We start from the raw sequence: 25,318 nt of genomic DNA, 5'->3' as shown, positions 1-25,318 counted from the left end.
ACGTTGAATATTATACGGAGTAAACGGCCAGCAGGCACTTAGAACAATGAGGGAGGAACAGATTTTCTGTCGCGATCTCATTTATCGATGCAATATATCTGCTCGGTTGCCGTGTCTCCTCTACGCGATGATAGCAACCGGGGGCAGCAGTCGATATCGGCATTATCCTATTTTAATGCTCTCTTTTTGCTGAATGGGTACAGAAAATCGGCGGGTAGCTGGCTAGGCTTGTTAAAAAAAAGTAAATTACAGCTTGTGCTCGTTGCGACAAAGGTTCTCATTAACGCACAATGTGATCAAGATCGAATTTGGTCAGCGTTTGAGCGCATCTGCGCCACGCCAATCATTATTCTGGTTATCCGCGTCATCATCTCTGATGCTGTGGCGCACCGCCGGATAACTCATTTGAGGCAATCATGGATAAACACCTGCAAAAACCTAAAATTCTGAAAGTGGAAACGGTCGCACGTTCGCGTTTATTTAACGTTGAGTCGGTCGATCTGGAGTTCAGTAACGGTGTACGGCGGGTGTATGAGCGGATGCGACCTTCAGAAAGGGAAGCCGTGATGATTGTCCCGGTGATTGGCGACGACCTGCTGCTGATCCGCGAATATGCGGTGGGCACCGAATCTTACGAGCTGGGTTTCCCCAAAGGGTTGATCGACCCGGGAGAGGGCGTGCTGGAGGCGGCCAACCGTGAACTGATGGAAGAGGTGGGCTTTGGCGCCAAACGCTTCGATTTCCTCAGCCAACTGACCATGGCGCCGTCCTATTTTTCCAGCAAAATGAATATTGTGTTGGCGAACGATCTCTATCTGCAGAGCCTGGAAGGCGATGAGCCTGAACCCTTGCCGCAGGTGCGTTGGCCGATAGCCGACATGATGTCATTGCTGGCGGAGCCTGATTTCCGCGAGGCGCGCAATGTCAGTGCACTGTTCCTCACCGAGGCATTTCTGCGCGGCTCGCGCCAGACATAAATCCCCTATCTCCGTCGATAAAAAAAGGGCCAGATTTCTCTGGCCCTTTTCCATTAGAACAGCTCGTGGCTTTCGCCGCCGGGGTCCGTCAACGTAGTGCCGGTATCCCGCGTCGGGTAGCTTGTCGGCTGAGTACCTTCGATAAAGTATTCGGAGCGACTGCCGCCGCCGCCGCCAGAAAGCTTGCCGCTGCTTTTGTCGATGGTGACGCTGATAATACCCGGTGGTGGGGTGACTTTTTGCTCAGGAATGCCTTCCAGCGCGATTTTCATAAAATCATCCCATGCCGGTTGCGCGCTTTTCGCACCGCCTTCACCGCCGGAGATTTGATCTTCGATGGCGCCGGAAGCCGTTGCACGGCCGAGGTCGCGGCGATGATCATCGAAACCAATCCAGACCGACGTGACGGTATCGGGGCCATAGCCGGAGAACCAGGCGTCTTTTGAACTGTTGGTGGTCCCGGTTTTACCGCCGATATCATGCCGCTTCAAATCGCGTCCGGCGCGCCAGGCTGTTCCCATCCAACCCGGTTCGCCAAAGATGTTGCTGTTCAGCGCATCGTGCATCAGGAACGCCAACTGGGTACTGATTACATGCGGCGCATATTGCAGATCGCCATCCTGCTGCACCTGAGCCGGCGTAACCTGTTCCAGTTGCGGCATCGGTACGTTACCGTTACCGCCTTCCTGCGACGTCGCGACGTTTTCGACGTTATCGTCGGAAAGTACGGCGGAACGGTGGGTATCGCCATAAATTACCGGCAGATTGCAGCTGTCGCAGACCACTTTGGGTCTGGTTTCAAATACGGTATTGCCGGTTTCATCTTCGATTTTGGTGATGAAATACGGGTCGACCAGATAACCGCCGTTCGCCAGTACCGCATAACCGCGCACCAGTTGCATCGGGGTGAACGAAGCCGAGCCCAGCGCCAGCGATTCGGTGTGCACGATGTTTTGCGCCGGGAAACCGAAACGTTGCAGATATTCCGCCGCGTAGTCGACACCCATTGCACGCATGGCGCGCACCATCACTACGTTCTTCGATTGTCCCAACCCCTGACGCAGGCGAATAGGGCCGTCGTAGGTTGGCGGTGAGTTCTTCGGCCGCCAGTCAGTACCGGCACCGGCATCCCAGCGGGTGACCGGCAGATCGTTCAGGATCGTGGCCAGGGTCAGGCCTTTGTCCATCGCTGCGGTGTACAGGAACGGCTTGATGTTGGAGCCGACCTGACGCAGCGCCTGGGTAACGCGGTTGAACTTGCTCTGATTGAAGTCAAACCCGCCGACCAGCGCTTTAACGGCGCCATCATTCGGGTTGATCGACACCAGCGCAGAGTTGACGTCCGGTACCTGTGACAGCCACCAGTTTTCATTCACCTTGCGTACCCACACCTGCTGACCGGCCTGCACCACGTCGGTCACGCGTTTTGGCGTTGGGCCTTGCTGCGTGTCGGACTTGAACGGCCGCGCCCAGCGCATGGTGGCCATTGGCAAGGCAACATTGCTGCCATCGGACAGCATGGCCGTTGCTTCATCGGCGGCCGCTTGGGTGATGACTGCAGGCACCAGCGGGCCATAATTCGGCAGGTTTTTCAGTGAATCGACGATCTGTTTTTGATCCCAGGCCGCCTCACCCACTTTCCACAGCACGTTGGACGGGCCGCGGTAGCCATGACGCATGTCATACGCCAGCACGTTGTTACGTACCGACTCCTGCGCCGCCAACTGCAACTTTTTGGTGACGGTGGTATAGACCTTGTAACCGTCGGTATAGGCGTTCTCACCGTAACGCTTGATCATCTCCTGACGCACCATCTCGGAGAGATAGGGTGCGGAGAAGTTGATTTCCGGCGCATGGTAGTTGGCCACCAGATCTTCGCCACGGGCCTGATCGTACTGAGCCTGGGTAATGTAATGCTCATCCAGCATGCGCGACAGCACCACATTGCGACGAGCCACGGCGCGATCGTGCGAGTAAAGCGGGTTGAAGGTTGATGGCGCCTTAGGCAAGCCGGCGATGGTCGCCATTTCGCTCAAGGTCAGTTGGCTGACGTCTTTGCCGAAGTAGACCTGCGCTGCAGCGCCCACGCCGTAAGCGCGGTAACCCAGGTAGATCTTGTTCAGATACAGCTCGAGGATTTCGTCTTTGGTCAGCATCTGTTCGATGCGTACCGCCAGGAAGGCTTCCTTGATCTTGCGCATCAGGGTGCGTTCCGGGCTTAAAAAGAAGTTTCTCGCCAACTGTTGGGTAATGGTGCTCGCCCCCTGTGACGCATGGCCGGAGACCAGTGCAATAGAGGCGGCACGGAAGATACCGACCGGATCGACGCCGTGATGTTCATAGAAGCGGCTGTCTTCGGTGGCGATAAACGCATGCACCATGACCGGCGGAATTTGGTTCAGCTTCAGCGGAATACGACGTTTTTCACCGTATTGGGCGATCAGTTCGCCATCGGCGCTGTAAACCTGCATCGGTATCTGCAGCCGTACGTCTTTCAGCGTTGCAACGTCAGGCAGCTGCGGCTCGACATATTTGTACAAGCCAAAAATCGAGGCTGCCCCCAACACGATGCAACACACTGCAAGGATTAGTAAATACTTTACGAACTTCACCTGAGATTTCCCATTTTCATGTCATTTGGGCAGTTTATAAACAACCGCGCGGTAGTATAAAGGCAAGCCTGCAACATGGATATGTTCTTTTATCATCTGACGATATGGAGGTCGGGCGAAATATGTTATCTCAAGCATGGCAGGTGGGGCTGGATATACAAAGTAACCGCATTTGCGCCCTGGCGGCACAGCGCCGCCGCAACGGTTGGCAACTGCGTCACTGGTGGCAGCAAACGTTGCCGCAAGCGGTGCTGCGTGAGGGGAGTCTCGAACAACCCGAGGTGCTGACTCACGCGCTGCGGCAATGGCGGGTCCAGTTGCCAAGACATATTTGCTTACGCATTGCTTTGCCTGCCCAGCGAGTTTTGCAGCATCTGATGCCGATGCCGGATGCCAGGCTGAAAGAGCCGGCGCGCGGTGATTATATTACCCGCCAGGGCCTGAAGCAGTTCCCGCTGGATAGCCAGACGTTGGCGCTGGACTATCGCCAATCTCCGCCTGACTCTGCCGCTTTGTTGCTCACCGCCGCGCGTCAGCAAGAGTTGCAGCAGTGGCTGCATTGTTTGCGTCAGGCCAATTTACGGCCGCAGGTGGTCGACATCACTCCTTGTGCCTTGCACATGATGGCATTTGCCGCAGGCGTACCGGCTGAAGCCGGTTTGCTGCACCGCCTCGATCGGGAGTGGCTATGGACCGCCCCGCGTCGCACGGCCTTTGCCTATGGCATTTTGCCGGAGGGCGATGCTAGCCAGGCGCTGGCGGCGATGCATGCAGCCTGCCCGTCAATCGGTGAGCATCCGATTTATTACAGCAGCGTGGTGGACGAGCCGCCTCCGCAGGGGTGTTTGCCATGGTCACCGTTCAGCGCGTTCAACCAATTGCGGCCCCCGTTGCCCCGATTGCCGGGGGCATTTGTGTTGGCCGGGGGGCTGGCGCTGCGCAGCGGGGATCGCTGATGTATCAGGTTAATCTTCTGCCCTGGCGCAGGCTGGCCCAGCGCCGCCGCTGTGCCTTCTGGTTACGAATTTTCGTATTGCAACTGGCGTTGATGCTGGCGGCAATGGCGGTTGTTTTTGTCCTGATGAGTTATCAACAAACACAGCGGCATGAGGCTTTGTCGGCGCTGTCCCGGCAACAGGCGGCGTTGGTGGAGCGTTATCAGCAACTCCAGCAGGCGATGGCGCGTTTGGCTCACTTAACCGCGCAGGCGGATCAGCAGGGGAAGAACCAGGCACACAACCGGCGTTATCTGCAGCTGTTACAGCAGTTCTCGGTCATTCTTCCTGCGCCGATGTGGCTTACCTCCTTGGAAAGCAACGCACAAAATATCACGCTACGGGGCCTCAGCCGCCGATATGGGGCTGTCATTCAGTTTGAGCAGCAGTTGGCGGCACTGCCGCTATTGCAGCGCTGCCGGCTGGCGGACGTGGTACAGCGCCAGGATGGCCTGTTTTCATTCACTCTGATGGCGCAATGGGGGCTGAATGGATAAGCCGTTGCCGCTCTGGACAAGGCACTGGCTGAACCTGCCGGGTTGGAAGGTGCTGGTTGCGCAAGGATTGGTGTTGGGCTGCCTGGCTTTGCTGTACGGCATATTTTTTCTGCACGGCAAATGGCAGCAGCGGGAGCGCACATTGGCGGAGCAACAGCGTCTGATTGAGCAGATTGAGCCGTTAAGACAGCAACTGGCCCAGATGCCAACGTTGGAGGAGATTAATCTTCGCCTGCAGCAGAATACGCTCAAGCCCGCCGCTCATGGCGATTTGACGCAAGTGCTGCAGTTGGCGGGTGCTGCATTGCAACGCTGGCAGCAGCAGGAAAAACCCCAGCGTCAAACCCTGAGCCTTCATATGCATTACGGCGGTTTATTACTGCTGTTGGAGGCGTTGCCTCCCGCATTTCGCATCGATCACATGACCCTTGAAGCGCAGGGTGAAGGGCTGACAGCGCACTTCGCTTTACTCGATGCACCGGCAGACGCCATTCCGGTAAACGCAGATGAATAAAAAAGGTTACGGGGTTTGGTGGCTGTTGCTGCCGTGGGCGTTGATGGCGCAACCGCGCAATCCCTTTATGCCGCCACCCGTGTCTGATTGCCTGACGCAGAGAGAATCGCCGGCAAACTGGCTTTTGAAGGGCACCGTCGGGCAGGCAGCATCGCACCATGCCTGGGTGGTCACGCCCGCAGGGCAGTGGTTGCGTTTAGCGTCTCGGCAAAGCCTGCTGGGCGGGCGCTGGCGAGTGGAACAGGTGTTTGAGGGGCGGTTGGTGTTGAAAGCAGGTCCTGAAGATCCGGCTTGTCCGGCGGCTGACAATACCCTGGTGCTGACATTGGGAAACCATAAGGAAGAAAAAAAATGAAAGGAGGCACTTGGCTGGGCGTGGTGTTGTGGGGTATTGCTGCCGCGGGCATGGCGACACAGAACAAGGAACCGATATCGATGGCGTTTCAGGACGCCCCGGTAACCCTGGTATTGCAGGCGCTGGCGGATTATCAGCAACTCAATGTGGTCACCGCGACTGGCGTGGGCGGCAACCTGACGTTGCGGTTGGATAACGTGCCTTGGCAGCAAGCGCTGGCGGTGATCCTGCGTATGGGAAAACTGTCGATGACGCTGGAAGGTAACGTCATGATGGTGTTTCCCGAACCGGATGAACAGGAAAAACAACGACAACTGTTGGCGTTGGCACAAAAGCAGCCGCTGCAAAGCGTAACCTTGACGTTAAATCATGCAGATGCGGTAGAGATTGCCGAAAACCTGAATGCCCAGGGCAGTATTTTGCTGAGCGAGCGCGGCAGCGTGGTGGCGGATAAACGCACTAATGCGTTGCTGATCCGCGATACCGCCTCGGTTGTGGCGTTATTAACCAAACGCATCGCGGAAATGGATGCGCCATTGGCGCAGGTACAGCTGGCGGCGCATATCGTCACCATCAACAGTGAGAGTTTGCGCGAGCTCGGCGTGCGTTGGGGTTTGGCCCCGGATGAAGGTGCCGCAAAGCCATTGCGGATGGGGGACTTTAACGTGAGTCTGCCGCTGGAGAGTAGCGCGGTCAATGCCGGTTTCCACCTGGCGCGCATCGGCGGGCGTCTGTTGGACCTTGAGTTAATGGCGCTGGAGCAAGAGAACCAGGTAGAAATCATCGCCAGCCCGCGTTTGCTGACTGCGCATCAGCAAACCGCCAGCATTAAACAGGGAACGGAAATCCCCTATGAGGTGAGTAGCGGCCACAGCGGGGCGACATCAATGGAGTTCAAGGAAGCGGTGCTGGGCATGGAAGTGACGCCGAAAATTTTGCCGAACGGCCGCATTACTTTGACGCTGACAATCAGCCAGAACATGCCTGGGCGTTCAATCACCCGGGCAGCCGGCGAGGCGCTGGCGATCGATAAGCAGGAGATCAAAACCCAGGTGACGGTGAAAGACGGTGAAACCATTGTATTGGGCGGCGTATTTCAGCGCCAGAGCGCTCAGGGGGCGGACAAGGTACCGGGGCTCGGGGATATTCCACTGCTGGGTTCCTTGTTCAAACAGAGCACCAAACAGCATAAACGACGCGAGCTGGTGATATTCATTACTCCGACATTGATTAAGGCATGAGCAGCAAGCTGTCAGGTTCGGTGGAAATCGCCTAAAGTTGATGAGCAGATGCACTTTTTTCTCACCTTGGGGGCATCTGCGTTTGACGCTGCGGCCGATTTAGCTTACAAGGGTTACCGAATTGAGCACCGAGGTTTTTTGTTAACGCCAAGACGCCGTTAAAAACGTATGGTTTCCCTCCTGCGGCGTGGATTGCGATTTATTCGGTTGCCAAACTACCAAGAGTGTTGAGATAATTTTCCGTCTGATCTCGCACTATCGCTCATGAGGTTTCAGTTTAGGTCCCGCCGCTGATTTGATTGGCGGGGCGGGTTAACATTAACGAATAGTCTTAGTAATACCAAAAACATGGCAGAGAAACGCAATATCTTTCTGGTTGGGCCTATGGGTGCCGGCAAAAGCACTATTGGCCGTCAGTTAGCTCAGCAACTCAATATGGAGTTCTTCGACTCTGATCAAGAAATTGAGCGACGTACCGGAGCTGACGTGGGCTGGGTATTCGACGTGGAAGGTGAAGAAGGTTTCCGCGATCGTGAAGAAAAAGTCATTAATGAACTGACGGAAAAGCAAGGGATTGTGCTGGCTACCGGCGGTGGTTCGGTTAAATCGCGTGAAACGCGTAACCGTCTGTCGGCGCGTGGTGTCGTGGTTTATTTGGAAACCACTATCGAGAAGCAGTTGGCCCGCACTCAGCGCGACAAAAAGCGTCCGTTGCTGCAGGTTGATTCTCCTCCGCGCGAAGTGCTGGAAGCGTTGGCGAAAGAGCGCAATCCGTTATACGAAGAAATTGCAGATGTCACCATCCGCACCGACGATCAAAGCGCTAAAGTGGTTGCCAACCAGATTATCAATATGCTGGAAAGCAACTGATTGCGGTTTCCGTGTTCGCCACGGCAAATGCGGAAAGACTGATTGTGTTCCCCGCAACAGCGGGGATAAACCACACATTGAGAACTGAGCGCGACATGGAGAGAATTACCGTAACGCTTGGGGAGCGCAGCTACCCGATTACCATAGCCGCCGGATTGTTTAACGATCCGGCTTCTTTTATGCCGCTAAAGGCGGGTGAACAGGTCATGCTGGTCACCAACCAAACCTTGGCGCCGCTCTATCTGGACCGGGTCCGGAAGGTGCTTGAGCAGGCGGGCGTAATGGTGGATCAGGTGATTCTGCCTGATGGCGAACAGTATAAATCCCTTGCCGTGCTTGAGCAGGTGTTCTCGGCGCTGCTGCAAAAGCCTCACGGTCGCGATACCACGTTGATCGCGCTCGGCGGCGGCGTGGTGGGCGATCTTACCGGTTTTGCCGCGGCTTGCTATCAGCGCGGTGTCCGCTTTATTCAGGTTCCTACCACCTTGCTTTCGCAGGTGGACTCTTCCGTTGGCGGTAAAACCGCCGTCAATCATCCGCTCGGTAAAAACATGATCGGCGCATTCTATCAGCCTGCTTCAGTGGTGGTTGATCTGGACTGCCTGAAAACCTTACCGGCGCGTGAGCTCTCCTCTGGCCTGGCTGAAGTGATCAAGTACGGGATCATTCTCGACAGTGATTTCTTCGTCTGGCTGGAAAACAACATCGATGCGTTGGTTGCGCTGGATATGACAGCCCTGGGCTATTGTATCCGCCGTTGCTGTGAGCTGAAGGCCGAGGTGGTTGCCGCTGATGAACGCGAAAGCGGTCTGCGCGCGCTGCTGAATCTGGGCCATACTTATGGCCATGCGATTGAAGCAGAAATGGGCTATGGTGTATGGCTGCACGGTGAAGCCGTTGCTGCCGGCATGATGATGGCGGCGGAAACCGCGCATCGTCTCGGCCAGTTCTCCGCTGGCGATATTGAACGCATTAAAACACTGTTGTTGCGCGCTGGTTTACCGGTGTGCGGGCCGCAGGAAATGGCGCCGGAATCTTATTTGCCGCACATGATGCGCGACAAGAAAGTGTTGGCCGGCGAACTGCGTCTGGTACTGCCGACGGCCATTGGTCAGGCGGAAGTTCGTGGCGGAGTTGGGCATGATGTGGTGCTTGCTTCTATCGCAGCTTGCTTGCCTGAACGGAATGCCTGAGTAAATCGGACGAAGTAACAGTGGTTTAGCCGCTGTTTACATCTATATTAATAATGTGCAAAGCATGACTGATGTCGCTTTGCCATCATCGGGTTAATCTGCCCGTACCACGGTAGGTCTACGGTGGTGGGCTTTTGCCTCTAGTTGGAGGGTTTCAGATGGATGAGTTTAAACCGGAAGACGATCTCAGACCTGATAGCAGCGATCGTCGTCCTGCACGTTCGCGTAAACCAGCTCCGGGACCACGCTTCGCCGTTTCGCGTCAGCACCTGATGATTGGCATCGGTATTCTGGTGCTGCTGTTGCTGATTGTCGGCATCGGCTCGGCGTTGAAGGCGCCTACCAAGCATGAAGCGACACAGGAAGGCGCGCAAAACGGCGCGGCCAAAGACATCAACCTGTCTGGTTCTTCGTCGCTGACAGCCGGTAATACCGGTGTTCCAGGCGGCACGACCGATACCAATGACAATAACGGCGTGAGCAGCACTTCTGCGCAACAGCCGCAAAACGTCAGCGTTCCACCGATCTCCAGCACGCCGACAGAAGCGCAACCGCAGCCGGTGCAGGATGGCGCGCAGCAGCGTGTCGATCTGCCGGGCAATATGTCGGATGCGTTATCCGCCCAGCAGGGCCAGGTTGATGCGGCGACGCAGGGCATGAGTGGCCCGGCTTCAACGCTGCCTACGGCTCCGGCCACCCTGATGAACGGCGCCGCTGCGACCGCAGCGAAAGAAGCAACGCGCCCGGTTCAGGGCACTGCGCCACAGCAACACAAGACACCGGCAAAAACCGTCAGTAAACCGGCGACGACGCAGCAGCATAAAGCGCCAACCACGGTGTATACCCCGGCTCCTTCCGCCAAACCGGGAGCGGTAAGCAGCAAAACGGGCACGACGAGCGCCAAAGCAGACACGACGAGTGCCAAGGCGGGCGTTGTTAGCGGCAGCGGCAGTTCGCTGCAGTCTGCCCCGGCCAGCCACTATACCCTGCAGTTGAGCAGCGCTTCGCGTTCCGATACGTTGAACGCCTACGCCAAGCAGCAGAAACTGCAGAATTATCAGGTGTACGCGACCCAGCGTGACGGTAAAGCATGGTACGTGCTGGTGAGCGGTAATTACGCCTCTGCGGCTGAAGCCAAGCGCGCAATCGCGACGCTGCCGGCGGATGTTCAGGCGAAAAAGCCATGGGCCAAGCCTGTACGTCAGGTTCAGCAGGACCTGAAAAAGTAACCCAATAGATTTCAAGCTGCAGTCAGGGCATGGATTTCATGCATTGTAGGGATGTAGATGCTGCGGCCGTAGTAAGCGGGGCGAAGATTTTTGCCTCTACGGTGATGGGGGTGGCAAGTTTGCCGTGAGCAGATTTGCCCGCCCCCTGCGGTGGCTCCGAGAGGGGTAGGCCCATGGACAGGCCAAATAACTGCACGCAGTCGACATTGCTGCAGCTTGAAAGATGAAGGGTATAATCATTTAAATTTGTGCGCTGATGTGCTGTCTGAAACAGAGTACAATCCGCCGCTCTGAATTGTATAAGTAGCTAACTGACGGCATGAAGAAAAACCGCGCTTTTTTAAAATGGGCTGGTGGAAAATACCCGCTGGTTGACGAGATTCGTCGTCATCTGCCGGCGGGCGACTGCTTAATCGAGCCCTTCGTGGGTGCGGGTTCAGTCTTCCTGAACACGGAGTACGACGCCTATATTCTCGCCGACATCAACAGCGATCTTATCAACCTGTATAACATCGTTAAGCTGCGTACGGATGATTTCGTGCGCGATGCCCGCCTTCTTTTCACCGATGAGTTCAATCAATCGGATCGCTTCTACCTGCTGCGCGAAGAGTTTAATACCAGTGCCGATGCCTATCGCCGCGCGCTGCTGTTCCTCTATCTGAACCGCCACTGTTATAACGGCCTGTGCCGGTATAATCTGCGTGGAGAGTTCAATGTCCCGTTTGGACGTTACAAGAAACCGTACTTCCCGGAAGAAGAGCTGTACTGGTTCGCTGAAAAATCCCGCAACGCCACTTTTGTCTGTGAGCATTACCGCGATACCATGGCAAAAGCCGAGCGCGGGACAGTGATATATTGCGATCCGCCGTATGCGCCATTATCGGCGACGGCGAATTTTACCGCTTACCACACCAACAGCTTCAGTATTGCCGATCAGCAAAGCCTGGCGTTAATGGCGCATCAGCTTTCTGTGGAAAGCCAGGTGCCGGTATTGATTTCCAACCATGACACCGAGCTGACGCGTGACTGGTACCAGCATGCCGCGCTGTACGTGGTGAAAGCGCGCCGCACCATCAGCCGTAATATTCTTGGTCGCAGTAAAGTGAACGAGCTTTTGGCGCTCTATCGTTAAACCGGGGTACGCCCCGGCGTATATGCCCAGCGGATTTCAGGTGCAGCCCACAACGCTGCGGCTTGAAACGCGAAGGGTATAACAATTCGAACCCTACGTTTGGAGATTGCGGATGAAAAAGTTTTTAATTGCCCCGTCCATTCTGTCGGCAGATTTTGCCCGGTTAGGTGAAGATACCGCTAACGTGCTGGCCGCAGGCGGCGACGTGGTGCACTTCGACGTGATGGATAACCACTACGTTCCCAATCTGACCATCGGGCCGATGGTTTGCCAGGCGCTGCGCGACTATGGCATCACCGCGCCGATTGACGTGCATCTGATGGTGAAACCGGTCGATCGCATCGTCCCGGATTTCGCTGCGGCGGGCGCCAACTATATCTCTTTCCATCCGGAAGCCTCCGAACACGTCGATCGCACCATTCAGCTGATTAAAGAGCACGGCTGCAAGGCCGGCCTGGTATTCAACCCGGCGACGCCGTTGAGCTACCTGGATTACGTCATGGATAAAGTCGACGTGATCCTGCTGATGTCGGTCAATCCGGGCTTTGGCGGCCAGTCGTTTATCCACGGCACCCTGGATAAGCTGCGCCAGGTGCGCAAGCTGATCGACGAAAGTGGCCGTGATATCCGTCTGGAAGTCGATGGCGGCGTGAAGGTAGACAATATCGCCGAGATTGCAGCGGCGGGCGCGGACATGTTTGTCGCCGGTTCAGCGATCTTCGGCAAGCCGGATTACCGCAAGGTGATCGACGAGATGCGCAGCGAACTGGCGAAAGTGACTCATGGCTGATTTCAGCGCGATCCGCGCTCTGGCCTTCGATCTCGACGGCACGCTGGTAGACAGCGCGCCGGGGTTGGCGGCAGCCATCGATCTGGCGCTGGCCGAAATGGGTCTGCCGCAGGCCGGCGAAGCCCGCGTGGGGACCTGGATTGGCAATGGCGCCGATGTGCTGGTGCAGCGTGCGCTGCGTTGGGCTGAAGTGGAAGCCACGCCGGAACACAACAGTCAGTTGCGTGAGCGCTTCGATCACTTCTACGCGCAAACCGTCGACAGCGGCAGCCGCCTGTTCCCACAGGTGAAAGAAACGCTGGCCCACCTGGCTGCACAGGGTTATCCGATGGCGCTGGTGACCAACAAACCGACGCCGTTTGTTGCGCCGTTACTGACCGCGTTGGGGATTATCGATTATTTCTCGCTGATCATCGGCGGTGACGACGTGGTGGAAAAGAAACCGCATCCGGCGCCGCTGTATCTGGTGCTCGGCAAGCTTGGCCTGCGCGCCAATGAGCTGCTGTTCGTGGGCGATTCGCGCAACGATATTCAGGCGGCACAGGGGGCGGGTTGCCCAAGCGCTGCGCTGACCTACGGTTATAACTACGGCGAGGCTATTGCCCTGAGCCATCCCGACCGCGTGTTGGAGCGCTTTGCCGATTTGTTGCCCTCTCTTGGGCTGTCATCTTTAGAGAATCAGGAAATTTAAACATGAGTAAGCCCATCGTATTTAGCGGCGCGCAGCCGTCCGGTGAACTGAGCATTGGCAACTACATGGGTGCGCTGCGTCAGTGGGTTAAGCTGCAGGACGATTACGACTGCATCTACTGCATCGTCGATCTGCACGCCATCACCGTACGTCAGGACGCGGAAAAACTGCGCAAGGCTACGCTGGATACGCTGGCGCTGTATCTGGCCTGCGGCATCGATCCGCAAAAGAGCACCATCTTTGTGCAGTCGCACGTGCCGGAACACACTCAACTGAGCTGGGTGCTGAACTGCTACACCTATTTCGGCGAGCTGAGCCGCATGACCCAGTTCAAAGACAAATCCGCGCGCTATGCGGAAAACATCAATGCCGGCCTGTTCAGCTACCCGGTGCTGATGGCGGCGGACATTCTGCTGTATCAGACCAACCAGGTGCCGGTCGGAGAAGACCAGAAACAGCATCTGGAATTGAGCCGTGACATCGGTCAGCGTTTCAACGCGCTGTATGGCGATGTGTTCAAGGTGCCTGAACCGTTCATTCCCAAGTCTGGCGCGCGCGTGATGTCGTTGCAGGATCCGACCAAGAAGATGTCCAAGTCGGACGATAACCGCAATAACGTGATCGGCCTGCTGGAAGATCCGAAAGCGGTAGCCAAGAAAATCAAGCGTGCGATGACCGACTCCGAAGAGCCGCCGGTGATTCGTTACGACGTGGCGAACAAGCCGGGCGTATCCAACTTGCTGGATATTCTCTCGGGCGTGACCGGCAAAAGCATCGCTCAGCTGGAAGCCGAATTTGAAGGCCAGATGTACGGCCACCTGAAAGGTGCGGTTGCCGATGCGGTATCCGGTATGCTGGGTGAGTTGCAGGAGCGTTATCACAACTTCCGCAATGACGAGGCCTTGCTGCAGCAGGTCATGCGTGACGGTGCGGCCAAGGCGCGTGCGCGCGCCCAGGAAACGCTGGCGAAGGTTTACCAGGCGGTAGGCTTCGTGTCACAGCCTTAATGCTTTGCGCAGATAGAAAAGCGGCCATGAGCCGCTTTTTTTACGTCGGTATCAGGCCATTTGAGCCAGCTTTTGCGGCGTTTCCTGGCTGGAGAACCAGTTCAGCTTGCTGCGCAGGCTCACCACGCTGCCGACGATAATCAGGCTTGGGCTGGCGGCCTGTTGGGCCAGCGTTCCCAGTTGGTTCAGCTCGCCTTCGATCACCCGTTGACGGCATGAAGTACCGTTTTCCACCAGCGCCACCGGCGTGGTCGTGGGCATGCCGTGGGCAATCAGTTGGCGTTGGATATCCGCGGCCTGTGTCAGGCCCATGTAAAACACCAGCGTTTGCTGCCCGGCGGCCAGCGTCGGCCAGTCCAACCCGCCGCCGCTCTTGGCGTGGCCGGTCACCAGCCGCACGCTCTGCGCATGGTCGCGATGGGTGAGGGGAATGCCGCTGTAGGCAGAACAACCGGAAGCGGCGGTAATGCCCGGCACCACCGAGAACGGGATATTGGCATCGGCCAGCGTTTCCAGCTCTTCGCCGCCACGGCCGAAAATAAACGGATCACCGCCTTTCAGCCGCACAACGCGTTTACCCTGTTGCGCCTGTTCCAGCAGGATGCGGTTGATCTGCTCCTGCGGCACGCAATGGTGGCCCGCGCGTTTGCCGACGAAGATACGCTCGGCATCGCGACGCACCAGCGTCATGATCTCGTCGGACACCAGCCGATCGTAAACCACCACGTCGGCCTGCTGGATCTGTTGCAAACCCTTGAGCGTCAGCAAGCCGGCGTCCCCCGGCCCTGCGCCCACCAGCACCACTTCGCCGGACTCCTCCGCAGGACAGTCGAACAACTGTTCGATCTGCCGCTGCGCCAGCGCCTGGTCATCATTGGCCAGCGACTGCGCCAGCCGGTCATGGGCAAACAGTTTCTCCCAAAAACGACGGCGGGCACCTGCACCGGTAAAGTGCTGTTTCACCCGTTGGCGCAATGAGCCGCCCAGTTGCGCCAGCTTGCCAAGATGCTGCGGCAACACGGCTTCCAGTTTTTCACGCAGCAGCCGTGCCAGCACTGGCGCCTTGCCGCCGGAGGACACCGCGACCATGATCGGGGAGCGATCGATAATCGACGGCATGATAAAACTGGCGCGTTTGGGGTCGTCGACAACGTTGCAGAATACCCGTTGCTGGTTGGCGCACTGATAGACCAGCGCGTTAACCTCGAGCCGATCGGTTGCGGCGATGACCAGCCATTTGTCCGCCAGCAATACCGCGCTGAATTCCCCTTCCACCAACCTAACCCGGCCAAGGGCTGCCCACTCGTGGAACTGGGGGCTGAATGCGCAGGCGTTGACGGTCAGCAATGCGCCGGCGTCCAGCAGCAGACGCGCCTTGCGTTCGGCGACCTCGCCGCCACCGACCAGCAGGCAGGCTTTGTGTTGCAGTTGGCAGAAAATCGGCAGGTAATCCATCGGCAAACCTCGAGCAATTGGCAACGGGGGCGCAGTGCGCCCCGAAATATTATGCAGCCTGGCGCGCTGCGGTTTTCTCGGCCTGCGGACGTTCGGCACGCGGGGTGGCGTACCAGTAACCCAGGCCCATCAGGACCGAGCCGGACAGGATATTGCCCAGAGTTACCCACAGCAGGTTATGGCCGATCCCGCTCAGAGTGTAGGCTTCGCTGTGATGGCCGAACCAGGACAGGGCGAACAGCGTCATGTTGGCGACGGAGTGTTCGTAGCCGGAGGCGATAAAGGCCAGCAGGCACCACCAGATGGCGATAAATTTGGCGGCGCCCTCGACGCGAATCGCCATCCAAATGGCCAGGCAAACCAGCCAGTTGCACAGCACGCCCTTGAAGAACAGCACTTCGGCGGGGGCGGTGGTTTTCGCCAGCGCCACAGTATGTACCAGGCTGGTGTCCACCGGCAGCAGGCTGCCGCCACCGTAGTAGTACATCAGCGCCACCAGCACCGACCCCAGCAAGTTACCCAACCAGGTTTGCGGCAGGACTGCCCACATCTGGCTCTGGCGGATGGTACCGGCTTTGACGCCCAGCGTCAGGAACATGGTGTGGCCGGTAAACAGCTCGGAACCGGCGATGATCACCAGCGTCAGCGCGATGCCGAAGGTGGCGCCCATCACTAATGGCCGAAGGGACGGATCGACCAGATTGCCAAGGGTGAAGATTAAAATGATGCCGAGGCCGACGTAAGCCCCGGCCATCGCCGAGCTGATCCAAAAGCCCAGCGGGCTGTCTTTCGACAGCCTGACGATGCGCGCTGCGTTGGCGGCGCATTTGTTGATGGTATCGGTGAACATGCTGCTTCCCCTGAGGTTAACGTGAAAATATCAGGCCGCGACCTGCACCATGCCGTCGACTACCCGGCAGGTGAAATGCGCAACTGAGCGGCTGCCATCTTCCAGGCAGCAGCCGTCGTGCAGGCGGAAATGTTGTTTTTTCAGCGGGCTGGCGACCCACAGTTCACCCTGATGTTCGGCGATCAGGCCGCGTGACAGCACGCTGGCCTGGGCGAAAGGATCGATATTGCTGATAGCAAATACCCGCTCATCGGCATGGGGGCGGAATACCGCCACCTGCTGTTCGCCGATCAGGGCACACACGCCGGTGCCGGGCAGGATATCAGTGACGGGGCAAAGGGTGATCCACTGGCTCATACGTTGTTCTCCTCAGCGTCCAGCAGGGTGACGGGAATGCGTTCATCCGGGCGCGCCGGCCGATGCTGTTCGCGCTCGGCTACGATCTGTACGTTCGGATCGCGCAGGCTGCTGTTGATAAAGTGGGCGAAACGGACCTGGGCCTGCGGATCTTCGACGGCTTCTTTCCACTCGCAGATAACCGCATCGCGCAGGCGGGCGATTTCGGTTTCCAACTGATCGTTGATGCCCAGTTTGTCGTCAATGATCACCTTACGCAGATAATCGATGCCGCCTTCCAGGCTTTCCAGCCACACCGAAGTGCGTTGCAGCTTATCGGCGGTGCGGATGTAGAACATCATGAAACGGTCCAGATAACGTTCCAGCGTAGCGCTGTCGAGATCCGCCGCCAGCAGGTCGGCGTGGCGAGGTTTCATGCCGCCGTTACCGCATACGTACAGGTTCCAGCCGTTCTCGGTGGCGATGATGCCGACGTCCTTGCCCTGCGCTTCAGCACATTCGCGGGTACAGCCGGAAACGCCGAACTTCATTTTGTGCGGCGTGCGGATGCCTTTGTAGCGGTGTTCCAGTTTGACGCCAAACCCGACGCTGTCACCCACGCCAAAGCGGCACCAGGTGCTGCCGACACAGGTTTTCGACATGCGCAACGCCTTGGCGTAGGCATGGCCGGTTTCAAAACCGGCGGCAATCAGCTTGCTCCAGATAGCCGGCAGGTCGTCTTTCTGCGCACCGAACATACCGATGCGCTGGGAACCGGTCATCTTGGTATACAGGTTGTATTCCTTGGCAATCTGGCCGACCGCCATCAGCCCGTCCGGCGTAATTTCACCGCCGGCGGAGCGTGGGATCACCGAATAAGTGCCGTCTTTCTGGATATTGCCGAGGAAGTTGTCGTTGGTGTCCTGCAACGGCGTGTGCTGCGGTTTGAGCACGAATTCATTCCAGCAGGAAGCCAGCAGCGAGCCGACGGTCGGCTTACAGACTTCACAACCGTAACCTTTGCCGTATTTGGCCAGCAGTGCGTCGAAGGACTTGATGCCTTCAACGCGGATCAGGTGGTACAACTCCTGGCGTGAATAGGCGAAGTGTTCGCACAGATGGTGGTTAACCTCGATACCCTGTTTGCTCAGCTCGGCGTTCAGCACTTGGGTGATCAGCGGAATACAGCCGCCGCAGCCGGTACCGGCCTTGGTTTCTGATTTTATCGCCGCGACGGTGTGGCAGCCCATGCCGACCGCCTTGACGATGTCACCCTTGGTGACGTCGAAGCAGGAACAGATTTGCGCGGTGTCCGGCAGGGAATCCACGCCGATGGCCGGCTTGCTGCCCGCATGTGCCGGCAAGATCAGGCCGTCCGGGTTTTCCGGCAGTTCAATGGCGTTCAGCGCCAGTTGCAACAGATTGCCGTAGTCGCTGGTATCGCCCACCAACACTGCGCCGAGCAGGGTTTTATTGTCGGCGCTGACGATGATGCGCTTATAGACTTCTTTGCTTTCATCCAGATAAACGTAACTGCGCGCGCCTTCAGTGCGACCGTGGGCATCGCCAATGCCGCCAACGTCCACACCCAGCAGCTTCAGCTTGGCGCTCATGTCGGCGCCCTGGAAGGCATTTTCACGGCCCAGCAAATGATCGGCCGTGACCTGCGCCATTTTATAGCCCGGCGCCACCAGGCCGAAGGTACGCTCACGCCAGGAGGCGCACTCGCCGATGGCGTAAACGTCCGGATCGGAGGTTTGGCAACTGTCGTTAATCACGATGCCGCCACGGCGGGCGGTAGCCAGGCCACATTGGTGAGCCAGCTTGTCCTGAGCGCGGATGCCGGTGGAAAACACGATAAAGTCCACTTCCAGCTCGGTGCCGTCGGCGAACTGCATGGTTTTACGCGCCTGTTCCCCGCCGTTGACGATCTCTTTCGTGTTTTTACCGGTATGCACTTTGACGCCCATGCGTTCGATCTTGCGGCGCAACTGATCGCCGCCCATAGGATCGAGCTGTTCGGCCATCAGCATTGGGGCGAATTCAATGACGTGAGTTTCGACGCCCAGGCTTTTCAGCGCCCCGGCGGCTTCCAGCCCCAGCAGGCCGCCGCCAACCACCGCACCGCGTTTGCTGCGGCGTGCGCAGGCTTCGATGGCGTTCAGATCTTCAATGGTGCGGTAGACAAAGCAATCCTGGCTTTCCGAGCCTTTAATCGGCGGGATCCACGGGTAGGAGCCGGTGGCCATAATCAGCTTGTCGTAGTAAAGGGTGCGGCCGGTATTGGAGTGAATGACCTTCTCACTGCGGTTGATGGTAATGGCGCGCTCGCCGACCAACACCTTCACGCCCTGTTTTTCGTAGAAGCCTTCGCGTACCAGCGAGAGTTCTTCGGCAGTATGGTGGGCGAAATAAGACGACAGGTGCACGCGGTCATAGGCGATGCGCGGTTCTTCACAAAACACGGTGATCTCAAACTGGTCTTTGTCTGCTTTTTCCAGCAGATCTTCGATAAACCGGTGGCTGACCATGCCGTTCCCGATGACAGCAAGTTTGACTCTGCTCATTATTGCCTCAAAATTCTGATTTCCTAGGCTTACCTTATGCCTCCCCACGGGCAATTTATTGATGCAAATCAAGTGCACCTTCATATACCTCTAATGTGGTATATAGATGATTTTTATCGATATTTGATAAGTTGCGGTTTTTATTCATCTTTAGCTGAAACGAGCCAGTTACTGTGAACCTTACCCCGTCGGGAGTAGCGGAGGGAGTAATAAACTTTTTGCGGCTTTGTCAGCCGGATCCGCTGCCAGTATGATGAATAAAACGAGCCGCAACAGCAGAGGTGAAGGGTGGCCAAGAATCCATTGAAGTTTATCGACAACCTGCGTTTGAGCGGGCATGAAGGGCTGTGGCAACTGGCCATTGAGCAGGGGCGCATTGCCCATCTGGTGCCGCAACCTGAGGGGAAGGAGTGGCGCAGCGACGTGCTTGATGCGCAGGGTGGGCTGGCGCTGCCGGCGTTTGTCGAGCCGCATATCCATTTGGACACCACCCAGACCGCCGGACAGCCGGCCTGGAACCAGTCCGGCACCCTGTTTGAAGGCATTGAGCGCTGGGCGGAGCGCAAGGCATTGCTGACCCACGAGGACGTCAAACAACGCGCCTGGCAGACGCTGAAATGGCAGATCGCCAACGGCGTGCAGTACGTGCGTACCCATGTTGACGTCTCCGATCCGACCCTGACCGCGCTGCGCGCCATGCTGGAGGTGAAGCAGGAGGTTGCGCCCTGGGTGACGCTGCAAATCGTCGCTTTCCCGCAGGAAGGCATTATGTCCTATCCCAACGGCGAGGCATTGCTGGAAGAGGCGCTGCGGCTGGGGGCTGACGTGGTGGGGGCCATTCCGCACTTCGAGTTTACGCGCGAATACGGCGTAGAATCGCTGCACAAGGCCTTTGCGCTGGCGCAAAAGTACGATCGGCTGGTGGACGTACACTGCGATGAGATTGACGATGAGCAGTCGCGCTTTGTCGAAACCGTGGCGGCGCTGGCGCTGAAGCTGAATATGGGCGCCAGGGTGACCGCCAGCCATACCACCGCGATGCACTCCTATAACGGTGCTTACACGTCACGGCTGTTCCGCCTGTTGAAAATGTCCGGCATCAACTTTGTCGCTAACCCGCTGGTCAATATTCACCTGCAGGGGCGCTTCGACAGCTACCCGAAACGGCGCGGCATCACGCGGGTGAAAGAAATGCTGGAAGCGGAGATTAACGTCTGCTTTGGCCACGACGACGTCTTCGATCCCTGGTATCCGCTGGGGACCGCCAATATGCTGCAAGTCCTGCACATGGGGCTGCACGTCTGCCAACTGATGGGATACGGCCAGATTGACGACGGGCTGAAACTGATCACCAGCCACAGCGCGCGCACCCTGCACCTGACCGATTATGGCCTGGCGGCGGGCAACAGCGCCAATCTGGTGATCCTGCCTGCGGAAAGCGGCTTTGATGCGGTACGCCGTCAGACCCCGGTGCGCTATTCGATTCGTCAGGGGGCGGTGATTGCCGAGACCCGGCCGGCGGAAACCACGCTGTATCTGGCGCAGGATGAGAAGGTGGATTTCCGGCGCTAAGGCGTGGGCAACAGCCATAAAAAAAGGCGCCTGAGGCGCCTTTTTGATGTCACGGACGACAGATTAGTGCGTCACGTGACCGTGGCTGCGGTGCTTGGTAACGAAACCGAGCAGCAGACACATGACGAACACCGCCAGGTACAGGCCGTTGGCGGTGGTCAGCGCAGCGTGTGCGCCGCCTTTAGCCACGATCGGGCCGGTGACCACGAAGGTCAGCATGGTGCCGATGGTGCCGCAGGTCAGGATGAAGTTAACCAGTTTCGGTGAGGACACCTTGGTTTGCAGCGAGCCTAGGGTGATCAGCGTGGTGTAGATCGCGCTGGAAACGAAGCCCAAAGCCATAATGTAGTAGCCCAGGTGTTCCGGATTGTCGGTGCTGACGAACAGGTACATCGCGCCGGTCGCCAGAGCGGCCAGAACAGTGACGATACGCTGCAAGTCAAAGAAGCGCAGGATAAAGCTGAACACCCACATGCCAAGCATGTACGAGGTCCAGAAATCGCTGACCAGCTTACCTGCCTGGCCGATGTCCATCCCGAAGGACTTGGTGGCGTATTCCGGCACCCATTGGATAAAGCCCAACTGACCGAGGATATAGCACAGAGCGGCGATCGACAGGAACAGCACGCCGACACCCCATTTCTCTTTCGCTACCGGCTGGCCGGCATTGGCGCCTTTGTTGCCCAGCACCGGGAATTCGGAGAACAGGGTCAGCACAAAGATGCCCACGTACAGCAGGCCGATGCAGGCATACACCCAGTACCAGCCGATCTGACGCGCCAGCAGCATCGCGGCGACAATCGGGAAGATCATCCCGGCCATGCTGAAGAAAGAGTCAGTGAACAGCAGGCGCGAACCGCGCTGGCGGCCGGCGTACATATGGGTGATCAGGAAGGTGCCTATCGACATGGTGATGCCGCTGACCACGCCAAGGATAAACATGCACAAGGAGAACATCGTCAGGCTCTTGGTCACCATCAGCCCGGCGACAGCCAGTACCATCAGGATAAAGCCAAACATCAGTTGACGCTTCAGCGGAATGATTTCCATCAACCAGGCGTTGAGGAAGATCGAAATCAAGATGCCGGCGTTAAGGAAAGTAAAGGTGTTGCTCATGCTGGAAACCGGCAGATTAAAGTACTCTGCAATGTTCCCCATCACCATCCCTGTGACGATAACTAAAGCGCCGGTCAGCGCGTAAGAAAAATAGCTGATCCAGGTAAGCCGTAGACGGTTGCTGTCATTCATTATATAGGCCTGATTATGTCTGTTAGGATTATACCCGTCGCCTTTCAAACCGCAGTTGGGTGCCCAGCTGCAATTTGAAATTCACGGGGTATAACACTGGGTTAAGGCCGCTGGCTTTTCCTTGTAAAAGCAGAAAAGTCCCGATCAGGCCACCAGGGAGCGGATCCTAGCACAGACAACGGGAGTTTTTGTGATGGCTGTCGATTTTTTGATGCAATCAATGAAAGGTTGTGAAATTTTTTTGTGATCTATTTGCTTATCGTCACAATCGAGTCGCGGCTGACGATCGTCGGCGCGAAGCTGATGTGCGGGGTGGTCGGATCAATCAGCAGCCGCGTGGCGTATTGCGCCATCTCGGTAATCGGGAAATGTACGCTGGTCAGCGCCGGTCGCACGAAGGGCGCGCGTTCGCCGCTGTCGTAACAGATTAGCGAGATATCTTGCGGTACCCGCAGACGGTGCTCGTTGAGCGCCAGCAGCGCGCCGATGGCCATTTCTTCGTTACAGCAGTAAATGGCGGTGGGCAGGGTTTCCAGTTGCAGCAGTCGGTCGGCGCAGCGGTAGCCGCTTTCCAGGTCGTAAACCCCTTCCACGCAGGCCAGCGGCTTGATATGCGCGGCCTGCATCGCCTGTTCGAAACCCTGCAGCCGCAGCCGGCTGGAAATCCGTTCGCTTGGGCCGCTGATGCAGGCGATACGCCGGTGACCGGCATCGATCAACTGTTGCGTCGCCATGCGGCTGGCGAGTGGGTGATCAAAGATGACGCAGCGGTCTTCCAGGCCGGGCACCAGGCGATCGAGCAGCACAAAGCTGCGTTGCTCCGCCGCCAACTGGCGCAGTTGGTCGTCGCTGAGGAAACGCACGTGCAGGATCACCCCGTCACAGCGAAGGTTGAACAGCCGCTGGATCGCCCGCCATTCGTTTTCCGCACTGTTGCGGCCCTGGGTCACCAGCAGCTGTTTACCCTGGGATTCGGCTTCGGTTTGCACAAAGTCCATCAGCGCGCCGAAGAAACCGCCGCGATACGAGGTGGTGACCAGGCCCAGCGTATTGCTGTGGCTGGAAGCCAGCGCGCGGGCGGCGGGGTTGGGGGTATAACCGAGCTGGGCTACCGCCCGTTCAACCTTCTCGCGGGTCGGCGCTTTAACGTTGGTATCGCCATTCACTACGCGTGACACGGTGGCGCGGGACACGCCCGCCAATGCTGCGACATCTTCCAGTGTCACCATCATCCGACTCCTGATTACGGCTAAAACCGGGTTCGGCGAACCGAACCCCTGCATAGTAGGTATAGCAATGTATCAGCAACCACGTCCCGCCAGGCGGTTATTTAAACTGCGGCAGATAAGGCGCATTCACCGCCAGCACGTCTTCCAGCAGCGGTTGCGCCACGTTGGCATTGGCCACCAGCGGATTGGTGACCAGCGCCAGCAGCCCGCTGCGACGATCGCCATGCACTGCGGCTTCGATGGTCAGGCGCTCGTAGGCCTTCAGCTGCTGGGTCAGCGCGTGCATGGAATCCGGCAGCGTGCCGAAGGTCAGCGGGTGCGCGCCCTGCGCATCGACGATGCAGTTGGTTTCTATCACGGCATCGTCCGGTAAGCCGCGAATGGCGCCCCGGTTTGCGGTATTGACGACTAATTGCGTACCGAGATTATTATGGATCGCACGAATTAGCTCCAGCGCCACTTCCGAATAGTATGATCCACCGCGAAAACTCAGTTGTTCAGGCTTGCTGTCGAGCTGAGGATCGGCATACAGCTCAAACAGTTCTTTCTCCACCTTCATCACTTGCTCGGCACGGGTGCCGCGCTCGGCCGCCGCGGCCACTTCTTCGGCCAGCATCTCTTTGGTCTGGTAGAAATAGCGATGATACGGGCAGGGGATGGCGCCTACGGCGCGCAGGAAGTCCGGCTGCCATGGTTCTTCTTTGATGTTGTTCATGGTCAGTGCAGCGCCGTCGCACAGCATGTCGATCACCTTGTCGGTCACGTCATGGCCGTTTTGCAGCACCTGATGCACCCACACCATGTGGTTCAGCCCGGCGAACTGCAACTGCACGTCTTCATAGGGGCTTTTTAACATAGTGGCGATCATGTGGTGCATGCTGATCGGCACGTTGCACAGGCCGATAATGTTCGCTTTGGTATAGCGGGAGACCGCTTCGGTGACGATGCCGGCCGGGTTGGTGAAGTTAATGATCCAGGCGTCCGGCGCCAGCTTTTCCACTCTGCGCGCAATATCCAGCATGACCGGGATGGTGCGCAGCGCTTTGGCGAAGCCGCCCACGCCGGTAGTTTCCTGGCCGATCAAATCGTATTTCAGGCCGAGACGCTCGTCGGCGGCGCGTGCCGGTAACTGGCCGACGCGGAACTGGGTCAGGACGAAGTGGGCACCGCGAATGGCGTCATCCAGCTCGAAATGCACACTGACCTTCACCTGCTCCAGCCCATTGCGCGCCAGCATACGCCGGGTCAGCGCGGCGATGATCTCTACCTTCTCGCGGCCCGGTTCAACGTCAACCAGCGCCAATTCGGTCACCGGCAGTTCTTCGATGCGCTGGATTAGCCCATCGACCAACTCTGGCGTGTAGCTGCTGCCGCCGCCGATAACGGCGATTTTCAACGAATTCATGCGCGAGTCTCCAACAGTGCCTGACGGCGGTAAAGTTCAATCATGTCGTCTGCCAGATCCTGGATCACCATGGCGTTCATCAGGTGGTCCTGCGCATGAACGGTAATCAGGTTGATGGTCAGTTTGCCGCAGCCTTCATCCAGGCCGATCAACTGGGTTTGGATAAGGTGCGCTTTTTTCACCGACTGTTTCGATTCGGCCATGTGTTTGGCTGACGCAGTAAAGTCCCCGGCACGCGCCTGTTGCAGCGCCATCAGGGCACTGCTGCGGGCGCCACCGGAGAACACCAGCAGTTCCATGATGGTGCTTTCAAAATCGGGGCTGATTTCAGTCATCAATTCACTCACGTTATTTCTCCTGTTATCGCGCGACAGCGGTGCCGGCGGACCTGCGTTAATCTCGGTTTCTCTAAAATGAGAGCGCTCTCATTCATGTAGAGTAACGGGAATCGAGAACTAAACCGGGAGTTGTGTCGCAAAAAGCGACGAAGGTGTGAAAAGGGCAAAAAATGCGTGATGCAGTTGGCAAAAAGGGTATCGGCGATCATACTTTT

The 25,318-nt window shown here is 57.5% G+C and carries 23 protein-coding genes; 14 read left to right on the top strand and 9 right to left on the bottom strand.

Annotated features, from left to right (window positions below):
• Positions 1-416 precede the first annotated feature (416 nt).
• Complete coding sequence (gene nudE, locus SERAS12_RS23515) at positions 417-977, top strand: ADP compounds hydrolase NudE (protein ID WP_013814840.1); 561 nt, start codon at positions 417-419, stop codon at positions 975-977.
• A 53-nt stretch (positions 978-1,030) separates the two neighbouring features.
• On the opposite strand, the gene mrcA is transcribed toward nudE, so the two are convergent.
• Positions 1,031-3,589, bottom strand: a complete 2,559-nt coding sequence (gene mrcA / locus SERAS12_RS23510) for a peptidoglycan glycosyltransferase/peptidoglycan DD-transpeptidase MrcA (protein WP_013814839.1) — start codon at positions 3,587-3,589, stop codon at positions 1,031-1,033.
• A gap of 122 nt (positions 3,590-3,711) precedes the next feature.
• Between mrcA and pilM the strand changes: the two genes are divergently transcribed.
• The 12 genes from pilM to trpS all read left to right on the top strand — a co-directional run bounded on the left by pilM (position 3,712) and on the right by trpS (position 14,103).
• Positions 3,712-4,545: a type IV pilus biogenesis protein PilM gene (gene pilM, locus SERAS12_RS23505; RefSeq protein ID WP_013814838.1), complete on the top strand. Its 834-nt coding sequence runs from the start codon at positions 3,712-3,714 to the stop codon at positions 4,543-4,545.
• Positions 4,545-5,081 carry a PilN domain-containing protein gene (locus SERAS12_RS23500; protein ID WP_013814837.1) on the top strand — a complete coding sequence of 179 codons (537 nt, stop codon included), beginning with the start codon at positions 4,545-4,547 and terminating at the stop codon, positions 5,079-5,081. Before pilM ends, SERAS12_RS23500 begins: the two co-directional genes overlap by 1 nt.
• Positions 5,074-5,595, top strand: a complete 522-nt coding sequence (locus SERAS12_RS23495; RefSeq protein WP_013814836.1) for a hypothetical protein — start codon at positions 5,074-5,076, stop codon at positions 5,593-5,595. Before SERAS12_RS23500 ends, SERAS12_RS23495 begins: the two co-directional genes overlap by 8 nt.
• On the top strand, positions 5,588-5,950 hold the full coding sequence (locus SERAS12_RS23490; protein WP_013814835.1) for a DNA utilization family protein: 363 nt from the start codon (positions 5,588-5,590) through the stop codon (positions 5,948-5,950). Before SERAS12_RS23495 ends, SERAS12_RS23490 begins: the two co-directional genes overlap by 8 nt.
• A complete protein-coding gene (gene hofQ, locus SERAS12_RS23485; protein WP_013814834.1) occupies positions 5,947-7,191 on the top strand; it encodes a DNA uptake porin HofQ in 1,245 nt (414 codons plus the stop codon). The genes SERAS12_RS23490 and hofQ overlap by 4 nt, the downstream gene beginning before the upstream one ends.
• A 348-nt stretch (positions 7,192-7,539) precedes the next feature.
• A complete protein-coding gene (gene aroK / locus SERAS12_RS23480) occupies positions 7,540-8,061 on the top strand; it encodes a shikimate kinase AroK (RefSeq protein WP_004391482.1) in 522 nt (173 codons plus the stop codon).
• Between the two features lie 95 nt (positions 8,062-8,156).
• Positions 8,157-9,254 (top strand): 3-dehydroquinate synthase, encoded by a 1,098-nt coding sequence (aroB, locus tag SERAS12_RS23475; RefSeq protein WP_013814833.1) that lies wholly within the window; start codon positions 8,157-8,159, stop codon positions 9,252-9,254.
• A 158-nt stretch (positions 9,255-9,412) separates the two neighbouring features.
• Positions 9,413-10,483 (top strand): SPOR domain-containing protein, encoded by a 1,071-nt coding sequence (locus tag SERAS12_RS23470; protein ID WP_013814832.1) that lies wholly within the window; start codon positions 9,413-9,415, stop codon positions 10,481-10,483.
• Positions 10,484-10,802: 319 nt separating this feature from the next.
• Positions 10,803-11,615, top strand: coding sequence for an adenine-specific DNA-methyltransferase (dam, locus tag SERAS12_RS23465; RefSeq protein ID WP_004951307.1), 813 nt, complete (start codon positions 10,803-10,805; stop codon positions 11,613-11,615).
• Positions 11,616-11,727: 112 nt separating this feature from the next.
• Positions 11,728-12,405, top strand: a complete 678-nt coding sequence (gene rpe, locus SERAS12_RS23460; protein ID WP_006319070.1) for a ribulose-phosphate 3-epimerase — start codon at positions 11,728-11,730, stop codon at positions 12,403-12,405.
• A complete protein-coding gene (locus SERAS12_RS23455) occupies positions 12,398-13,096 on the top strand; it encodes a phosphoglycolate phosphatase (RefSeq protein WP_013814831.1) in 699 nt (232 codons plus the stop codon). The genes rpe and SERAS12_RS23455 overlap by 8 nt, the downstream gene beginning before the upstream one ends.
• Positions 13,097-13,098: 2 nt before the next feature.
• Positions 13,099-14,103 (top strand): tryptophan--tRNA ligase, encoded by a 1,005-nt coding sequence (gene trpS, locus SERAS12_RS23450; RefSeq protein ID WP_004951301.1) that lies wholly within the window; start codon positions 13,099-13,101, stop codon positions 14,101-14,103.
• Between the two features lie 51 nt (positions 14,104-14,154).
• On the opposite strand, the gene cysG is transcribed toward trpS, so the two are convergent.
• Genes cysG through nirB form a run of 4 tightly spaced genes read right to left on the bottom strand, consistent with a single transcriptional unit; the run spans position 14,155 to position 19,311 of the window.
• A complete protein-coding gene (cysG, locus tag SERAS12_RS23445; RefSeq protein ID WP_013814830.1) occupies positions 14,155-15,558 on the bottom strand; it encodes a siroheme synthase CysG in 1,404 nt (467 codons plus the stop codon).
• A gap of 49 nt (positions 15,559-15,607) precedes the next feature.
• The gene (nirC, locus tag SERAS12_RS23440; protein WP_013814829.1) at positions 15,608-16,408 is read right to left on the bottom strand and encodes a nitrite transporter NirC; all 801 of its coding nucleotides are present in this window, start codon (positions 16,406-16,408) and stop codon (positions 15,608-15,610) included.
• Between the two features lie 30 nt (positions 16,409-16,438).
• Positions 16,439-16,765, bottom strand: a complete 327-nt coding sequence (nirD, locus tag SERAS12_RS23435; RefSeq protein ID WP_013814828.1) for a nitrite reductase small subunit NirD — start codon at positions 16,763-16,765, stop codon at positions 16,439-16,441.
• Positions 16,762-19,311, bottom strand: coding sequence for a nitrite reductase large subunit NirB (gene nirB, locus SERAS12_RS23430; RefSeq protein WP_013814827.1), 2,550 nt, complete (start codon positions 19,309-19,311; stop codon positions 16,762-16,764). The genes nirD and nirB overlap by 4 nt, the downstream gene beginning before the upstream one ends.
• A 303-nt stretch (positions 19,312-19,614) precedes the next feature.
• Between nirB and SERAS12_RS23425 the strand changes: the two genes are divergently transcribed.
• Positions 19,615-20,883, top strand: coding sequence for a cytosine deaminase (locus tag SERAS12_RS23425; protein WP_041416657.1), 1,269 nt, complete (start codon positions 19,615-19,617; stop codon positions 20,881-20,883).
• Positions 20,884-20,946: 63 nt separating this feature from the next.
• On the opposite strand, the gene tsgA is transcribed toward SERAS12_RS23425, so the two are convergent.
• The 4 genes from tsgA to SERAS12_RS23405 all read right to left on the bottom strand — a co-directional run bounded on the left by tsgA (position 20,947) and on the right by SERAS12_RS23405 (position 25,100).
• A complete protein-coding gene (gene tsgA, locus SERAS12_RS23420) occupies positions 20,947-22,131 on the bottom strand; it encodes an MFS transporter TsgA (protein ID WP_013814825.1) in 1,185 nt (394 codons plus the stop codon).
• Positions 22,132-22,379: 248 nt separating this feature from the next.
• Positions 22,380-23,360 carry a LacI family DNA-binding transcriptional regulator gene (locus SERAS12_RS23415; RefSeq protein ID WP_013814824.1) on the bottom strand — a complete coding sequence of 327 codons (981 nt, stop codon included), beginning with the start codon at positions 23,358-23,360 and terminating at the stop codon, positions 22,380-22,382.
• A gap of 97 nt (positions 23,361-23,457) precedes the next feature.
• Positions 23,458-24,765: a 6-phospho-beta-glucosidase gene (locus tag SERAS12_RS23410; protein WP_013814823.1), complete on the bottom strand. Its 1,308-nt coding sequence runs from the start codon at positions 24,763-24,765 to the stop codon at positions 23,458-23,460.
• On the bottom strand, positions 24,762-25,100 hold the full coding sequence (locus SERAS12_RS23405) for a PTS lactose/cellobiose transporter subunit IIA (RefSeq protein WP_041416656.1): 339 nt from the start codon (positions 25,098-25,100) through the stop codon (positions 24,762-24,764). The genes SERAS12_RS23410 and SERAS12_RS23405 overlap by 4 nt, the downstream gene beginning before the upstream one ends.
• Positions 25,101-25,318 lie beyond the last annotated feature (218 nt).

This window comes from Serratia sp. AS12 (assembly GCF_000214195.1).
In the GTDB taxonomy this organism is placed as follows: Bacteria; Pseudomonadota; Gammaproteobacteria; order Enterobacterales; family Enterobacteriaceae; genus Serratia; species Serratia plymuthica.
This window is presented reverse-complemented; position numbering and strand designations above follow the sequence as displayed.

Excerpts from the sequence above, each read along its gene's own strand:
- nudE (WP_013814840.1), top strand. The coding sequence starts at position 417 with ATGGATAAACACCTGCAAAAACCTAAAATTCTGAAAGTGGAAACGGTC.
- pilM (WP_013814838.1), top strand. The coding sequence starts at position 3,712 with ATGTTATCTCAAGCATGGCAGGTGGGGCTGGATATACAAAGTAACCGC.
- SERAS12_RS23500 (WP_013814837.1), top strand. The coding sequence starts at position 4,545 with ATGTATCAGGTTAATCTTCTGCCCTGGCGCAGGCTGGCCCAGCGCCGC.
- SERAS12_RS23495 (WP_013814836.1), top strand. The coding sequence starts at position 5,074 with ATGGATAAGCCGTTGCCGCTCTGGACAAGGCACTGGCTGAACCTGCCG.
- SERAS12_RS23490 (WP_013814835.1), top strand. The coding sequence starts at position 5,588 with ATGAATAAAAAAGGTTACGGGGTTTGGTGGCTGTTGCTGCCGTGGGCG.
- hofQ (WP_013814834.1), top strand. The coding sequence starts at position 5,947 with ATGAAAGGAGGCACTTGGCTGGGCGTGGTGTTGTGGGGTATTGCTGCC.
- aroK (WP_004391482.1), top strand. The coding sequence starts at position 7,540 with ATGGCAGAGAAACGCAATATCTTTCTGGTTGGGCCTATGGGTGCCGGC.
- aroB (WP_013814833.1), top strand. The coding sequence starts at position 8,157 with ATGGAGAGAATTACCGTAACGCTTGGGGAGCGCAGCTACCCGATTACC.
- SERAS12_RS23470 (WP_013814832.1), top strand. The coding sequence starts at position 9,413 with ATGGATGAGTTTAAACCGGAAGACGATCTCAGACCTGATAGCAGCGAT.
- dam (WP_004951307.1), top strand. The coding sequence starts at position 10,803 with ATGAAGAAAAACCGCGCTTTTTTAAAATGGGCTGGTGGAAAATACCCG.
- rpe (WP_006319070.1), top strand. The coding sequence starts at position 11,728 with ATGAAAAAGTTTTTAATTGCCCCGTCCATTCTGTCGGCAGATTTTGCC.
- SERAS12_RS23455 (WP_013814831.1), top strand. The coding sequence starts at position 12,398 with ATGGCTGATTTCAGCGCGATCCGCGCTCTGGCCTTCGATCTCGACGGC.
- trpS (WP_004951301.1), top strand. The coding sequence starts at position 13,099 with ATGAGTAAGCCCATCGTATTTAGCGGCGCGCAGCCGTCCGGTGAACTG.
- cysG (WP_013814830.1), bottom strand. The coding sequence starts at position 15,558 with ATGGATTACCTGCCGATTTTCTGCCAACTGCAACACAAAGCCTGCCTG.
- nirC (WP_013814829.1), bottom strand. The coding sequence starts at position 16,408 with ATGTTCACCGATACCATCAACAAATGCGCCGCCAACGCAGCGCGCATC.
- nirD (WP_013814828.1), bottom strand. The coding sequence starts at position 16,765 with ATGAGCCAGTGGATCACCCTTTGCCCCGTCACTGATATCCTGCCCGGC.
- nirB (WP_013814827.1), bottom strand. The coding sequence starts at position 19,311 with ATGAGCAGAGTCAAACTTGCTGTCATCGGGAACGGCATGGTCAGCCAC.
- tsgA (WP_013814825.1), bottom strand. The coding sequence starts at position 22,131 with ATGAATGACAGCAACCGTCTACGGCTTACCTGGATCAGCTATTTTTCT.
- SERAS12_RS23415 (WP_013814824.1), bottom strand. The coding sequence starts at position 23,360 with ATGGTGACACTGGAAGATGTCGCAGCATTGGCGGGCGTGTCCCGCGCC.
- SERAS12_RS23410 (WP_013814823.1), bottom strand. The coding sequence starts at position 24,765 with ATGAATTCGTTGAAAATCGCCGTTATCGGCGGCGGCAGCAGCTACACG.
- SERAS12_RS23405 (WP_041416656.1), bottom strand. The coding sequence starts at position 25,100 with ATGACTGAAATCAGCCCCGATTTTGAAAGCACCATCATGGAACTGCTG.